The sequence below is a fragment of the Pseudomonadota bacterium genome (assembly GCA_013285465.1).
GTDB lineage: Bacteria > Pseudomonadota > Alphaproteobacteria > Micavibrionales > CSBR16-224 > CSBR16-224.
On the sequence record CP053449.1, the window covers coordinates 79,021 to 93,182 of the forward strand.

General features: G+C 52.7%; 13 protein-coding genes and 2 tRNA genes. 7 read left to right on the forward strand and 8 right to left on the reverse strand.

Annotation, left to right across the window (positions count from 1 at the left end):
- Positions 1-5: 5 nt before the first annotated feature.
- Genes HND56_00365 through pdhA form a run of 4 tightly spaced genes read right to left on the reverse strand, consistent with a single transcriptional unit; the run spans position 6 to position 3,906 of the window.
- The gene (locus HND56_00365) at positions 6-215 is read right to left on the reverse strand and encodes a DUF2384 domain-containing protein (GenBank protein QKK04226.1); all 210 of its coding nucleotides are present in this window, start codon (positions 213-215) and stop codon (positions 6-8) included.
- Between the two features lie 27 nt (positions 216-242).
- Complete coding sequence (locus tag HND56_00370) at positions 243-1,562, reverse strand: pyruvate dehydrogenase complex dihydrolipoamide acetyltransferase (GenBank protein ID QKK04227.1); 1,320 nt, start codon at positions 1,560-1,562, stop codon at positions 243-245.
- Positions 1,552-2,940 (reverse strand): pyruvate dehydrogenase complex E1 component subunit beta, encoded by a 1,389-nt coding sequence (locus tag HND56_00375; GenBank protein QKK04228.1) that lies wholly within the window; start codon positions 2,938-2,940, stop codon positions 1,552-1,554. The genes HND56_00370 and HND56_00375 overlap by 11 nt, the downstream gene beginning before the upstream one ends.
- A gap of 30 nt (positions 2,941-2,970) precedes the next feature.
- Entirely contained in the window at positions 2,971-3,906 is a 936-nt protein-coding gene (pdhA, locus tag HND56_00380) for a pyruvate dehydrogenase (acetyl-transferring) E1 component subunit alpha (protein ID QKK06510.1), read from the reverse strand.
- A 248-nt stretch (positions 3,907-4,154) separates the two neighbouring features.
- Here pdhA and HND56_00385 point away from each other — a divergent pair, with 248 nt between their 5' ends.
- The 3 genes from HND56_00385 (at position 4,155) to HND56_00395 (ending at position 7,011) form a co-directional block, all read left to right on the forward strand.
- Entirely contained in the window at positions 4,155-4,571 is a 417-nt protein-coding gene (locus tag HND56_00385; GenBank protein QKK04229.1) for a PTS sugar transporter subunit IIA, read from the forward strand.
- A gap of 8 nt (positions 4,572-4,579) precedes the next feature.
- Positions 4,580-4,876 (forward strand): HPr family phosphocarrier protein, encoded by a 297-nt coding sequence (locus HND56_00390; protein ID QKK04230.1) that lies wholly within the window; start codon positions 4,580-4,582, stop codon positions 4,874-4,876.
- Positions 4,877-5,007: 131 nt separating this feature from the next.
- A complete protein-coding gene (locus tag HND56_00395; GenBank protein ID QKK04231.1) occupies positions 5,008-7,011 on the forward strand; it encodes a PAS domain S-box protein in 2,004 nt (667 codons plus the stop codon).
- Between the two features lies 1 nt (position 7,012).
- On the opposite strand, the gene HND56_00400 is transcribed toward HND56_00395, so the two are convergent.
- Together HND56_00400 and HND56_00405 are read right to left on the reverse strand one after the other, a co-directional pair.
- Positions 7,013-7,462, reverse strand: coding sequence for a response regulator (locus HND56_00400; protein ID QKK04232.1), 450 nt, complete (start codon positions 7,460-7,462; stop codon positions 7,013-7,015).
- Positions 7,463-7,507: 45 nt separating this feature from the next.
- Positions 7,508-9,784 (reverse strand): GHKL domain-containing protein, encoded by a 2,277-nt coding sequence (locus HND56_00405; protein ID QKK04233.1) that lies wholly within the window; start codon positions 9,782-9,784, stop codon positions 7,508-7,510.
- 89 nt (positions 9,785-9,873) lie between these two features.
- On the opposite strand from HND56_00405, the gene HND56_00410 reads away from it, so the two are divergent.
- Positions 9,874-10,971: a M48 family metalloprotease gene (locus tag HND56_00410; protein QKK04234.1), complete on the forward strand. Its 1,098-nt coding sequence runs from the start codon at positions 9,874-9,876 to the stop codon at positions 10,969-10,971.
- Positions 10,907-11,614 (forward strand): DNA-3-methyladenine glycosylase I, encoded by a 708-nt coding sequence (locus HND56_00415; GenBank protein ID QKK04235.1) that lies wholly within the window; start codon positions 10,907-10,909, stop codon positions 11,612-11,614. Before HND56_00410 ends, HND56_00415 begins: the two co-directional genes overlap by 65 nt.
- Here the strand turns inward: HND56_00415 and HND56_00420 are convergent.
- Positions 11,609-12,124: a hypothetical protein gene (locus HND56_00420; protein ID QKK04236.1), complete on the reverse strand. Its 516-nt coding sequence runs from the start codon at positions 12,122-12,124 to the stop codon at positions 11,609-11,611. The genes HND56_00415 and HND56_00420 overlap by 6 nt on opposite strands.
- A 192-nt stretch (positions 12,125-12,316) precedes the next feature.
- Positions 12,317-12,392, reverse strand: a tRNA-Lys gene (locus tag HND56_00425).
- 194 nt (positions 12,393-12,586) lie between these two features.
- On the opposite strand from HND56_00425, the gene HND56_00430 reads away from it, so the two are divergent.
- Both HND56_00430 and HND56_00435 read left to right on the forward strand, forming a co-directional pair.
- Positions 12,587-12,673, forward strand: a tRNA-Leu gene (locus HND56_00430).
- Between the two features lie 170 nt (positions 12,674-12,843).
- Positions 12,844-14,160: a tyrosine-type recombinase/integrase gene (locus tag HND56_00435; protein ID QKK04237.1), complete on the forward strand. Its 1,317-nt coding sequence runs from the start codon at positions 12,844-12,846 to the stop codon at positions 14,158-14,160.
- The last annotated feature ends 2 nt before the right edge of the window (positions 14,161-14,162 follow it).

Sequence of the window (14,162 nt, forward strand, 5' to 3'; positions counted from 1 at the left end):
GAAAATTAGCGATTATTCTTCTGCGCGAGTTTATGGGTCAGATATTGATCGACTTTGACCGCGCCTTCATAGGGTTTGCAGATATTTAAAGGGGCGTAGCCGTTGAAATCGGCATTGGGGCTGGTCATCCACTCGCTGGCCTTGTCTTTGTCGCCGTTGTGGAGGGCGGCGGCTTTGTCGAAAATATCGCGCATGATATGCGGGTTGAAATCCATCGTCTTTATCCTTTGTTAGGCCAGCTGTTACGCCAGCATCGTCAGCGGGTTTTCGATCAAATTCTTGAAGGCTTCAAGGAATTGCGCGCCGACGGCGCCGTCAACGGCGCGGTGGTCGAAAGAGGCGGTGGCTGTCATCACCGTGCCGATGGCAAGGGCACCATCTTTCACGATCGGGCGTTTATCGCCTGCGCCGACCGCCAGAATACAGGATTGCGGCGGGTTGATGATGGCAACGAATTCCTTGATACCGAACATACCGAGATTGGAGACGGAGATCGTGCCGCCCTGATATTCCTCGGGTTTCAGCTTGCCGTCTTTGGCACGGGCGGCGAGGTCTTTGACCTCGGCGGAAATGGCTTTCAGGCTTTTGTTATCGGCATCCTTCACGATCGGCGTAATCAGCCCGTCGGGGATGGCAACGGCGACGGAGACATCGGCGCGGTCATAAATGACCAGCGCATTATCCGTCCATGAGGTATTGACGGCAGGCACTTTTTTCAGCGCCAGCGCGGTGGCTTTGACGATAAAGTCATTGACCGAGAGTTTGAACAGCCCGTCTGCGCCGTTATTGATTTGTTTGCGCAGATCGAGCAGTTTATCCAGCACGCAATCCACCGTCAGATAATAATGCGGTACGGTTTGTTTTGATTCCAGCAAGCGGCGGGCAATGGTTTTGCGCATACCCGAATTTTCCTGTAGATGATGCGGAATGCCGAGCATTTCGGCAAGCACGGCGGCATCGGGGCCGGAGCTTGCGGGGGCGAAAGTCGCGCTTTGTGGTGCGGCGGCGGATTTCTGTGCCGTGCCGCCTGTTTTGGCGTTTTCGATATCGGCTTTGACAATGCGTCCGTTCGGACCGCTGCCCTGAATATTGGCAAGGTTTAATCCGGCTTGTTCCGCCAGACGTTTTGCCAGCGGGCTGGCGAGAATGCGGGAGGCGGAGGTTGCGGGAATTGGCGCGGGCGCGGCGGTGGGTGCAGGCGCAGGTGCTGCCACAGGGGCGGCTTTCGGTGCGTCCGCTTTGACCGCTTCTTTTGCGGCGGGTGCGGTGGCATTGTCATTGCCGCCTGCCAGCAGTTTTTCAACGGCGCCGTCATCTTCGCCTTCTTCCAGCAGCACGGCAATCAGATCATTGACCGGCACATGATCCGTGCCTTCGGGAATAACGATTTTCGCCAATACGCCTTCATCAACGGCTTCGACTTCCATTGTCGCCTTATCGGTTTCGATTTCGGCAATGATATCGCCGGAGACAATCTCGTCCCCTTCGGCTTTTAGCCATTTGGCAAGTTTGCCTTCCGTCATCGTCGGCGACAAGGCGGGCATTAAGATTTTAACCGGCATAGCACACCTTCTTTGCTGCGTTGATAATCTCCTCGATTTGCGGCAGCGCCATCTTCTCGAGATTTTCCGCATAGGGCATCGGCACATCCGCGCCGTGGACACGCAGAACCGGTGCATCGAGATCGTCAAAAGCCTGTTCCATGATAATGGCGGCGAATTCCGACCCCATTCCTGCGACGGGCCAGCCTTCTTCAATAGAGACAAGGCGGTTGGTTTTGCGGACGCTGTTCAGGATGGTTTCCGTATCCAGCGGACGCAATGTGCGCAGATTGATGACCTCGGCAGAGATACCTTGTTCCGCCAGCGCATCGGCGGCTTCCAAAGCACGCCCGACGGAGATCGAGAAGGAGACCAGCGTGACATCTGTGCCTTCGCGTTCGATTTTGGCCTTGCCGATCGGAATGACGTAATCTTCGGAAGTCGGAACCTCGAAGCTTTTGCCATACATGATTTCATTTTCCAGCACGACAACCGGATTCGGGTCACGGATGGCGGCTTTCAGCAAGCCTTTGGCATCTGCGGCGGAGTAAGGGGCAACGACTTTCAGACCTGGTACATGCGCATACCAGCTGGCATAGCATTGCGAATGCTGTGCGCCGACACGGGCGGCGGCACCGTTCGGGCCGCGGAAGACAATCGGGCAGCCGAGCTGACCGCCTGCCATATAAAGCGTTTTCGCAGCGGAGTTGATGATGTGGTCAATCCCCTGCATGGCGAAGTTGAAGGTCATGAATTCGACAATCGGTTTTAATCCGGAATAAGCCGCGCCGACGCCGACGCCGGCAAATCCCATTTCGGTAATCGGCGTATCAACGACGCGGTCGGCACCGAATTCCTGCAACAGACCTTGTGTGACTTTATAGGCGCCCTGATATTCGGCGACTTCCTCACCCATCACGAAAACGTCCGGGTCGCGGCGCATTTCTTCAGCCATGGCATCGCGCAGAGCTTCGCGCACCGTCAGTGTGACGGTATCGGCAAAGAATTTATCTTCGTCGCTGGCAGGGGCGGCGGCGGTTGCGGGTGCGCCGGGGCGTTCCGGTTCAGCCGGACGCTCCATCTGTTTTTCAACCGCACAGGCTTCGACAGGTGCAGGTGCAGCGGCGGGGGCTGCACCGATATCGCTTTCACTTTCGCCTTCTTCCAGAAGGACGGCAATCGGCGTATTGACCGCGACATTATCCGTGCCTTCGGCAATCAGGATTTTCCCGATTTTGCCTTCGTCAACGGCTTCAACCTCCATCGTGGCCTTGTCGGTTTCGATTTCAGCAAGAACATCGCCCGCGGAAACCTCGTCCCCTGCGGCAACATGCCATTTGGCAAGCTTGCCTTCCGTCATGGTCGGGGAAAGTGCGGGCATGAGAATGTCGATCGTCATGGCAAATACCTTTTTAAAGAGCAGTGTTTTTTAAAGTACGATATCCGTCCACAGTTCCGACGGGTCGGGTTCGGGACTTTGTTGTGCGAATTCCGCGGCTTCGTTGACGATGGATTTGATCTCTTTCTCCACCGTTTTGATATCATCTTCGGAATAGGTGCCGTCATCCAGCAGCAGTTTTTTGATGCCTTCAATCGCATCGCTTTCGGCGCGGACGGATTGTACCTCTTCCTTTGTACGGTATTTGGCCGGATCGGACATCGAGTGACCGCGGTAACGATAGGTATCGAATTCCAAAATCATCGGGCCGTTGCCGTCGCGGACGTAATCGGCGGCTTTTTGCGCCTCTTCATAAACGGTGGTGACATCCATACCGTCGACTTTTTTGCCGGGAATGCCGTAGCCCTCGCCGCGTTTATATAATTCACCTGCGGCGGCGCGTTGCTGGCTGGTGCCCATCGCATATTTGTTGTTTTCGATGACGAAGATCACCGGAAGCTTCCATAGGGCGGCCATATTATAAGCTTCATAAACCTGACCCTGATTTGCGGCGCCGTCGCCGTAATAACAGGTGGTGATGCCGCCGTCTTTACGGTATTTATGCGCAAAAGCCAGACCTGTGCCCAGCGGCGCGGTGGCACCGACGATGCCGTGACCGCCGTAGAAATTCTTTTCGCGGCTGAACATATGCATCGAGCCGCCCTTCCCTTTGGAATAACCTGTGGCGCGGCCTGTCAGCTCGGCCATGACGCCTTTCGGATCCATACCGCAGGCCAGCATATGGCCGTGGTCGCGATAGGCGGTGATGACAGTGTCAATGTCTTTCAGGGCGGATTGTACGCCGACAACGACGGCCTCCTGCCCGATATAAAGATGGCAGAAACCGCCAATCAGACCCATGCCGTAAAGCTGGCCGGATTTTTCTTCGAAACGGCGGATCAAAAGCATCTCGCGGAAGAAGGTCATAAGCTGCGCGGCGGGCAGGCTTTCCTTCTTCGCAGATTTCTTTGGGGATTTTTTGGCTGCACTCTTCAAGGATGGTTTCCCCCCTTTTTTTGTTCCGGTTTTGACACTCACGATTTGCTACTCGCCTTATCTTTATCAAATTCGGTTACTAAAGTATATGATTCCCGCATTTTTTCAAGCTTGCAAATACACAAAAAAACGCAGTAATATGCCTTTTACAACGCATAAATCAAAAAGGCGCAAGTTTTATGATCGGTCTCGTTATCGTTACCCATGGAAAATTGGCAGAAGAGTTCCTGAATGTTGCCGAACAGATTTCCGGCAAACAGGAGGGGATTGAGACGGTTTGCATCGCCGAAAAAGACAATATTGAGGAAAAACGGCAGGAATTGCTGAAAAAAGTCCGCCGCGCCGATGGCGGTGACGGTGTGATCGTTCTGACCGATCTGTTCGGCGGCACGCCGTCCAATATCGCCATTTCCGTCGCGCAGGATGAAAATGTCGAGGCTTTGACGGGCGTGAATTTGCCGCTGTTGATCGAGCTTTTGACCGTGCGCGGTCAAACCGGCCATGATTTACAGACCGTGGCACAAAAAGCGCAGGAAGCCGGACGGAAATATATCCATGCCGCGACATCATTGCTGGAACAAAAAGAAGTCGGCTGATTTTCCCCATGCCCGCGCCGCCGAAAATTTTGACACAATCCGTTACCGTGACGAATGAAAAAGGCCTGCATGCCCGCACGGCCGCGCAGATCGTGGCGGAGGTGCAGCGTTTTCCGGAGGCGGTTTTGTATGTGGAACGCGACGGTTACAAAGTAGACGGGCGTTCGGTGCTGGGATTGCTGACGCTGTCGGCAACGCAAGGGACAAAATTGACACTGCATATATCGGGGAAAGAGGCTCCGGCGCTTTTGGCGGCATTAACGGCGTTATTCGCAAGCGGATTTTTGTCCGCTGCGCCGGAATAAGCCCTAGCCAATCGCGGTAAAATCTGTCATAATTTGAAGCGATAAAACGAGAAACAGGAAAACCGGCTTGAGGGGGAGGTTTTCTGCGAAAGAAGGAACGCCGGAAACAGGCGGAAAGCGAGAGCGAAAGAATGAGCTTGCAGCAGGATACAGCCTCAGTCGTCGGAACCAAACCCACAGAAATGATGCGTTGCGTTGTTGATGAAACCGGGGAAGTGGTTTTCGCAAGCCCTGCCCTGAGCTGGCATCTGGGTTCCAACACCTCCGAAATTCTGTCGCGTCCCATTGATAAAATCATCCATATTTTGTCGGGCGATAGCGGTGTTCCGCAAAATATCATTGACATCCAGTCCGGTTTTTACGATACGGCTCTGCAGCGCAAGGGGCGTGACCCGCTTTTGGTGCAAAGCCGTATTGATAATATTCACCTGCCCGACGGGCGGCGTTTCGTTGTGTTCTGGGTTGATCCCGATCAGAACGCGGCGGCTGTTGCGCAGGGTGCGGAACTGTTATCAGGTTATGAAAGCACGGCATTGGAACTGGCGAATATTGCCAGCCGCTTTGTGTCGCGCAAACGCATTAACCAGCATATGCACCGGAAGCTGGTGCGGGAAACCAGCGGATTATCCATCCCGCGCATCGGCCATATCTCGCAGGATGACGGTGAGCTGCGCCATTTCCTGAATCTGTCGAATGATTTGCTGGCGGTTTACCGCCGTGACGGGTCTTTTGTGCGCGTCAATTACGCTTTTAACCGCGTCTTGGGCTATACGGATGATGATCTGCGCCAGATCCCGTTTATTGATATGATCCATCCCGAAGACCGCGAATATGTTTGCGTTGAAATGAACAAGCTGACCGCGCTGGATGATTTTGAAGAAAAACGCGTTGATTTTCAGGCGCGCGCACGTTGCAAAGACCGCGGCTGGCGCTGGATTGAATGGATTCAGAAATCCATCGGCGGGCATATTTACATTATCGGCAGCGATATTACCGACCGCAAACAGCATGAAGCGGAATTGCGGTTGCAGGAACAACAGCTTTCCGAAGCCCAGAAAATCGGGCGTATGGGGCATTGGTACTGGGTGGTGAAGGACAGCCATATCGACTGGTCGGATAACCTTTATGAAATTTTCGGCGTAAAGCGCGGCGAATTCGAGCCCAGTTTGAAGAACATCAAAACCCTGATGCCGGATGAGGATGCCCAGCAGATTTTGCGTGTTTTCCGCCAATCCATCCGCGATGCCAGCGATTGCGTTCTGGAATTTCGTATTCGTATGGGGCCGATGAAAGAGCTGCGCTATATCCATTGTGAAGGGCGTTGCAAGACCGATCCGAAAAGCGGCAAAGTAAAAGCGCTGTTCGGCATTATGCAGGATATTACCGAGCGTAAATGCCATGAGCGCGCTTTGAATGAAGCAAAAGAAGCGGCGGAAACCGCTTATGCGTCGAAAACGCGTTTTCTGGCGAATATGAGCCATGAACTGCGTACGCCGTTGAATGCGATTATCGGTTTTTCACAAATGATGCAGCAGCAGCTGCTCGGCCCGCTGGGGAATGAGCGCTATGTCGAATATATCAGCGGTATCCGCGAAAGCGGTGAGCATCTGCTGAATCTGATTAATGACATTCTGGATATGTCGAAAATCGAGGTCGGCAAATACGAGCTGGAGATTGAGGATTTCAATCTGTCCAAGCTGGTGCAGTTGGCCGTGCATATGATCGAAACCCGCGCCCATGAAGGCAATATCCGCCTGATCGCCGATCAGGTGCCCGAAAATATTACCATCCGCGCCGACCGCCGCGCCATTATGCAGATTATGCTGAACCTGATGTCGAATGCGGTAAAATTTACCGCCAATGACGGCGAGGTTGAAATTTCCTGCAAACAGGGCGAACAACTGGTTGTTATCACTGTACGCGATACCGGTTACGGCATTCCCGAAGATAAAATCAATCTGGTGACTCTGCCGTTCGAACAGGTCAAAAGCGCGATGACGCGTGACCATGAAGGATCAGGCCTTGGCCTTGCCATCACGAAAGAGCTGGTGGAAATGCACAGCGGTACGCTGACGATCAAAAGTAAAGTCGGTGAAGGTACAAGCGTCACCGTTCTTCTTCCCCAGAATTACTGATCTATTCTTCCTGCGGCAGTTTGGCTGCCAGAAACCAGAATTCTTCGATACGGTGCGCGAAATCGACCATTTCCGAGAAGCTTTCCGGTTTGGTGATGAAGGCATTGGCGTAATGTTTATAGCTGGCGCGGACATCATCCTCATGGCCTGACCCTGTCAGCATGACAACGGGAATATCTTTCAGATCCTTATTGCCTTTGATTTCTTCCAGAACCTCAATGCCGCTTTTTTTCGGCATATTGATATCCAGCAAAATCATATGGGCGCGGGGATTCTTTGTATCGGTCAGAAATTCCAGTGCCGCTTCGCCGTCGCAGGCGGTGAAAACGCTGACGCTGCTGTTTTCGCAATGGCTGAAGGCTTTGCGGGCGATTTCGATATCCAGTTCGGAATCATCCACGATCAGAAGATTGATCGGCATTTTATTCGGCGTTTGTTTTTTGGTATTCATAAGATACATCCTTTGGATAGAAAATTATTTAATTAAATCAGTATATTATACATTATCGTGATGCGGCAGGGTGAAACAGAAACGGCTGCCGCCCTTGTAATCCGTATCAAGCCAAATACGGCCTTTGTGGTATTCTATAATTCTTTTACAGGCGGGTAAACCTATACCGGTGCCGGAATATTCGGCGTTCCGGTGCAGTCTTTGGAAGACTTCGAATATTTTCTCGGAAAATTGCGGCGCGATGCCGATGCCGTTATCACTTACGCAGATAATCCATTCATTGTCATTTTGTTTGCAGGAAACATGGATGCGCGGCGGCCTTCCCGGGTCTTTATATTTCAGCGCATTATCAAGCAGGTTCAGGAAAACCCGCGATAAAAGCGCGCCGTCGGCATGGACAACGGGCAGGTCATCCCGCGTGACGGAGGCATCATTCTCCGCGATAACGCTCGCCATATCCTGTTTGACCGTGTCGAAAACATCATTCAAAGACGTTCGTTCCTGTTCGCCGTCACTATGATTGATACGCGCATAGTCAAGCAGGCTGTCGATCAGGGCCGACATATGTTTGGTGCTTTTGCGGATGACTTCCAGATATTCCCGCGTTTCCGTTGCCAGTCTGTCACCGTCGCCGTCATTGATGAATTCGGCGCAGATCGAAATATGCCTGAGCGGTGTTTTTAAATCATGTGAGGCGGCATAGGCGAATTGTTCCAGCTCGGTATTTGATCTTTTCAAAGCCTGTGTCCTTTCGGCCACGATACGTTCGGTGGCGCTGGTTTGTCCCGTAATAATCAGCAGCAGAAATTGCAACAGCGAAACAAAGACAACGCCGCCGATCATGGTAAACCAGACTGCCCAGGGACGGTAGGCGGAAAAATATTCCGGCGTGGCGATATAGGTGATATTCCATGACCGTCCGGCAAGCTCTATCTGCCGCATTTCCCGCAAGACCGGCTGACGCGGTGTTTCTGCGGGAGAAGAGGGCAGTGCGGAGATCTCTGTGCCGCTATCTGCTGTTGTGATCTTGATGCCGTTTGTCTTTGTCGGCGACAGCAGCGTGTCAATCAAATGGGGAATATTCAATGTGACGACAACAAAGCCGGTTACGTTTCCGTTCATTTTATCATCATGGTTTTTAAAGACCGGGTCGGCGATGATGATTCCCTGTGTGTCGTCGGTCAGTAATAAGGGTCTGCTGGCCTGCGGTGTTTTTTCGGACAAGGCCTTTTCAAGCGCGATGCGTTTTTCTGCGACGGACCCCAGATCAAAGCCGATCGGAGGGTTTGAGTCTTTTTCCGGCGCAATCAGCAAAACCGGAAAGTAATCGGAACGGCGGTCGGCCGGGACAAAAGCGCTATCTTTGTTTTTTTCCAAAATCCGGAAACGGGGGCCGTGTTTCCTGCCGGTTTTTCTTTCAAACAGGGCGCGCTTATTCGCGGTGATATAAGGCACCCATTGCACATTCCGTATCTCGTCATATTGCGCGAGAATATGGCGTGTGAAAATGCGGAATTCATCAGCGGTTACTTCCTCGGAGGCAACATAAAGGCCGGAAACGGAATGCAGAACATTCCGCATACCTTCAAGATAATCCTGCACCTGATCGGTTTTACCTGTGACTTCCGTCTGAAAGCGGAGCTGGACACTTTTTTCTTCGACATGTTTAACCCATAGGAATACGGCAAAACTGGCAGCGGCCACACCGATCAGCGGCAGGGTGACGGTTATTTTCCGCTTTGCGGAAATGGATGCGGTGGAAGAGGCCAGCAAAATGAACAAAGGCGCGGCAATCAGAACGCCGATCGTATCGCCTGCCCACCAGGTAAAATACTGAAAGAAAAGTGCGCCCTCATCGACAATGCCGACGAGATTGAGCCATGTTACCGATAGCGCGGCGCTGATCAGGCATCCGACGGGGCCGCCGAGCAGCAGGAAAAGCGCAATATCCCGCCCGCTTTCCAGATGGCCGGGAAGACGGATACAGGTTCTGACCAGTTTTGCGCCCAGCCATGCCTGCATAAAAACAGCGGTGGAGATGCCCAGCGGCACGATCAGGAGCGCAGCACCTGATGAGGCGGCACCGGCCTGCGCGACGGCGAGGATATTGGTGCAAACGGCACCCAGCAGAATACCGGGCAAAACGGCATTGCCCCATAGCAGCACCGCCCCCAGCGCGATACCGGCGGCGGGCCAGATCGGCGTGGCGATTTCCGGCACCAGTTCAAGCAGCAGGCTGGCCGCACCTAATCCGAAATATAGCAGCGCCGCCAGAATATTGCGGCGGAATGCGGTTTTTTTATCTATACCGTTCCGTGTCATATAAAATAACCTGTTTCAAAACAAAGAACCTCCTAATAGAATATAAACCGATATGGATGTTGTTGCACAATAATAAGGCGAAAAGAGACATGTTGAAAAAAACCGGACAGATTGTTTTGGCGGGCGTTTTAGGTCTGTTGACGCTGCTTCCCGGAGGCTGCGCCGCACCCTATAGCGCACCGCCGCAGGTGAATGCGCAGGCGGTGCAGCAGGAAACGCTGGAACAGAAGAAACTGCTGTATAAACGGGCGGAGCAGGATAATGACCGTGTGGCAAGGATTGCCTTTCCGCTGATGACAGCGAATACCGCGTTTTGCGGGCGGAATGTTACGGCTTTTGACGGTTTGTCGGGCTGGACGCTGGATGCCTTCCCGCCGCAGGAACAGCAAATGGCGCGGCAGTTATTCGGTCTTGGGGCGGAGGTGACGCTCAGTCAGGTTGTCAAAGGCTCCCCCGGTGATAAGGCGGGATTGCGCAAAGGCGATGTGCTGGTTTCCATCAACGGTGTCCGGCTGATGACAGGGCGGCAGGGGCTGAAACAGGCCAGTGACTTGATGAAACAGGCGGGGTTGCGCCCCAGCCAGATTCACTTTATGCGCGGCGGTCAAATTGCCAATACGACTCTGACACCTGTCCAGAGCTGCGCGTTTTCGGTTTACATCGATCAGAAAGCGTCAAATTTGAATGCCTATGCCGACGGGCAGAATATCGTGATTTCGCGCGGGATGATGCGCTTTGTCGAAAGCGATACCGAGCTGGCGCTGGTGATCGCGCATGAGCTGGCGCATAACGCCATGGCGCATGTCGACAAGAAAAAGAACAACGCCTTAACGGGGGCGCTGGGCGGGCTGGCGATTGATGCGCTGCTGGGCGCGGCAGGGGTTTCGACCGGCGGGCAGTTCGGTCAGGCCGGTATGCAGGCCGGAGCATTGTCTTATTCCGTCGCCTTTGAACAGGAAGCCGATTATATCGGCATGTATTTCATGGCGCGAGCGGGATTCGATACGTCAAATGTGGCGACATTCTGGCGGCGCATGGCGGTGGAGCAGGGAAATGCGGCGATCCAGATCCGGTCAACGCATCCGACCTCGCCCGAGCGTTTTGTGGCCATTTCCCGCACGCATGAGGAAATCCAGAGTAAGAAAAAACGGGGGCAGACGCTGGCTCCGAATATGCAGAAGCGGTAGAGAAAACGTGACAACGGAAGCATGGCGTCAATTATCGACCGTTGAAGGTGCGGATGGCCGCCACCGCTGCGGCTGGGTCGGTGAAGGCAAGATTTTCGAGGGCAGGGCTTTTTACGAGGACTATCACGACAGCGAATGGGGCGTGCCTGTCCATGATGATGCGAAACATTTTGAATTTCTGATTCTGGAAGGCGCACAGGCCGGACTGAGCTGGGAGACGGTTTTGAAAAAACGCGCCGGATACCGCGCCGCCTTCAAGGATTTTGATCCTGCCGCGGTTGCCGCCATGACGGATGAGGCGCTGGAAGCATTACTGCAAAACCCTGAAATTATCCGCAACCGTTTAAAAGTCTTCGCGGCACGGAAGAATGCGCGGGTGTTTCTGGAGATTCAAAAGGAATGCGGCAGTTTCAATGATTATATCTGGTCATTTATTGGCGGTGCGCCGCTGGTGAATAGTTGGGAATCTCTGGGGGAGGTTCCCGCGACATCAAAGGAAAGCGACGCCTTGTCAAAAGATTTGAAAAAGCGCGGGATGAGCTTTGTCGGCTCCACCATTATCTATGCGCATATGCAGGCCACAGGTCTGGTGAATGACCATCTGACGGGTTGTTTCCGTTATGCCGAAACGGTGAATCTATAAGCCGCGCACCGGTTTTTGCGGTTTTCTGCGGCGCATATTGCGGGAAATTCCGCCCGCGGCAAAAGCCGCGCCCAGCAGTGCAAAGGAAATTCCTGCCGCCGTGCCGAAGGCTTTGTTCATGTCGCGGGTTTTTTCGGCATGACGCAGCGGTGTGACTCCGTGCCAGTGCAGATCGGAAATCTCTTTCCACTCCGCGCCGTCTCCGCGTTTTTCATACAGAAAGGCGTTGAGCGTATTTTTATCCATCGCATCGGCGGCGGCGTGTTCCTCATCTGTGACCAGCGGTTGAAGGCGCGTCAAGGCCTCGCTGCGCGCATCGGCGTAAATTTCTTTCGCGTTTTCCATGCCGCCGTAATAGGGTTTCATCCAGTAATTGCCGCGCTCCATATTCGTTAATACGGGTGTGGCGGCGATGGCGAAGGCGAAACACAGACCCGCCATGGCGTAATCGGCGTTTTTCAATAGCGTTCCTCCGGCTTTTCCAAGAAAGTCGGTTTTTTTCTGCGTCATGGCTTTGGATACTCCCCTTTTATATGACAGTCGTTATTTTTAAGAACCGGCTGTTTTAAAGGATACCTGCGTTATGGCAGCACATCCTTGCTGCCGCTATTGTAGCGATTCTGTATGTATTATGTCAATAAAAAACAGGGAGGAATAAAAAAAGCCCCTGTTTGACGAGGGGCTGTTTTAAAGCGTTTTCAATGGTGAGCGCTCAGGGATTCGAACCCTGGACCTACTGATTAAAAGTCAGTTGCTCTACCGACTGAGCTAAGCGCTCCCATAGAAAACAGTCAGCTTTTCCGTTGCTGAAAAAGCTCGTGGCACATTACTGCAAAAAAGCCAGAAAGGTCAAGGCGTTTTTTGCCTTTGCCCGCGATAAAATTCCCTTTAGATTTCACGGTGGTTTTCAGGGCGGTTTTCATTACCGAAATGCTTGACAAAAAAAAGCGAAAGCATTACTAAGAATGTCATGCCCAGATGGCGGAATTGGTAGACGCGCTAGCTTCAGGTGTTAGTTCTCGTAAGGGAGTGGAGGTTCGAGTCCTCTTCTGGGCACCAAAATTACGTAAATTCTGATAAATAATTTCCCCCTAACATGCTGTTTTAAAAAGACTTATTCCGATGATGTTGCCGGATAAGCCCTCCTCAAACCCCGCATTCGGTATACTTTTCGGTATACATTGTTGTATACTAAAAGGATAGGCTTTGACCGGAAAGGATGCGGCGATATGTCCGATTATCTGATTGAGCGCGACGGATATTACTATTATTTCCGGCGTGTGCCCAAACACATTAAACCCTATGATTCGCGGCGGCATATTAAAATCTCGCTGAAAACGCGGGATAAGGCAACGGCGAAAAAACGCGCACTTGTCCAGAATGAGTCGATTGAAAAATTCTGGCGTAATCTGGCACAGTCTGCCCCGACGGATTTGCAGCGCGATACGCTCTACCGTGATGCGGTACAAAAGGCACGGATGCACGGTTTTGTTTACCGCGATATTACCGACTTGTCGGAGAACGCTTCAGCGGCGGAACTGGTGGACAGGTTGCTAGCTCTGAAAGAGGCGGAAGACAAACAGCCTGGTGCTGCCGTTGAACTCGGCGCGGCGCTGGTCGGCACGGCAGAACATCCGGATATTAAACTCAGCGAAATCTGGGAAATTTACCGTCCGAAAATCGGTGATCGATTGGTTGGTAAGACCGATCATCAAATCCGCAAATGGGAAAACCCGCGTAAGCTGGCGGTTAATAACTTCATCAAGGCCGTTGGCGATAAGAACATTCTGGAAGTCAATCGTAAGGATGTTCTGGCCTTTCATGACTGGTGGTTGAACCGTGTCACCAAAGAGGGCAAGAAACCGGCCAGCGCCAATAAGAATTTCCGCCATGTGAAGGATATGCTTGATATCGTTTTTACGGCGCTGGATATAACGCCCGTTGTTGATGTCGAAACGCTGTTCGCCAAAATCAAGCTGCGAGTTGTTGATGACAGTCGTCAGTCCTATGAGGCGGAATATGTGCAGCGTGTCTTTATCAGCGGCGATGCCTTAAACGGCTTGAATGAGGAAGCACGGGCGCTTGTCTATATCATGGCCGACACCGGGGCTCGTGTGGCTGAAATCACCGGACTAATGCCCGAAGATGTTCGGTTAGATACACCGATCCCCTATATTCACATTCGATCAAATGCGCGGGGCGGGTTGAAAACTCTGCATTCCGAACGGCAAATTCCGTTAGTTGGTGCGGCTTTGTACGGTGCCAAGATGTTTCCGAACGGGCTGGAACGCTATTCCAGCGGTGACACGGCCTCAAATGTTATCAATAAATTTCTGCGCGAAAACAATCTGAATCCGTCTGAAGGTAACTCACTCTATTCGCTGCGCCATACGTTTAAAGACCGGTTGCGTGATATTCAGGCACCGGAGGAAGTGATCGACAATCTGATGGGGCACAAATCACGCGGCCCGAAATACGGGCGCGGGCATATCTTGGAGACCAAGCTGGAATGGCTCAACAAGATTGCTTTTAAGCCTCCGAAGTAGGA

What these genes read in the sequence shown, in the direction of transcription:
- HND56_00365 (QKK04226.1), bottom strand. Translation starts at nt 215, where the DNA reads ATGGATTTCAACCCGCATATCATGCGCGATATTTTCGACAAAGCCGCC.
- HND56_00370 (QKK04227.1), bottom strand. Translation starts at nt 1,562, where the DNA reads ATGCCGGTTAAAATCTTAATGCCCGCCTTGTCGCCGACGATGACGGAA.
- HND56_00375 (QKK04228.1), bottom strand. Translation starts at nt 2,940, where the DNA reads ATGACGATCGACATTCTCATGCCCGCACTTTCCCCGACCATGACGGAA.
- pdhA (QKK06510.1), bottom strand. Translation starts at nt 3,906, where the DNA reads ATGACCTTCTTCCGCGAGATGCTTTTGATCCGCCGTTTCGAAGAAAAA.
- HND56_00385 (QKK04229.1), top strand. Translation starts at nt 4,155, where the DNA reads ATGATCGGTCTCGTTATCGTTACCCATGGAAAATTGGCAGAAGAGTTC.
- HND56_00390 (QKK04230.1), top strand. Translation starts at nt 4,580, where the DNA reads ATGCCCGCGCCGCCGAAAATTTTGACACAATCCGTTACCGTGACGAAT.
- HND56_00395 (QKK04231.1), top strand. Translation starts at nt 5,008, where the DNA reads ATGAGCTTGCAGCAGGATACAGCCTCAGTCGTCGGAACCAAACCCACA.
- HND56_00400 (QKK04232.1), bottom strand. Translation starts at nt 7,462, where the DNA reads ATGAATACCAAAAAACAAACGCCGAATAAAATGCCGATCAATCTTCTG.
- HND56_00405 (QKK04233.1), bottom strand. Translation starts at nt 9,784, where the DNA reads ATGACACGGAACGGTATAGATAAAAAAACCGCATTCCGCCGCAATATT.
- HND56_00410 (QKK04234.1), top strand. Translation starts at nt 9,874, where the DNA reads ATGTTGAAAAAAACCGGACAGATTGTTTTGGCGGGCGTTTTAGGTCTG.
- HND56_00415 (QKK04235.1), top strand. Translation starts at nt 10,907, where the DNA reads ATGAGGAAATCCAGAGTAAGAAAAAACGGGGGCAGACGCTGGCTCCGA.
- HND56_00420 (QKK04236.1), bottom strand. Translation starts at nt 12,124, where the DNA reads ATGACGCAGAAAAAAACCGACTTTCTTGGAAAAGCCGGAGGAACGCTA.
- HND56_00435 (QKK04237.1), top strand. Translation starts at nt 12,844, where the DNA reads ATGTCCGATTATCTGATTGAGCGCGACGGATATTACTATTATTTCCGG.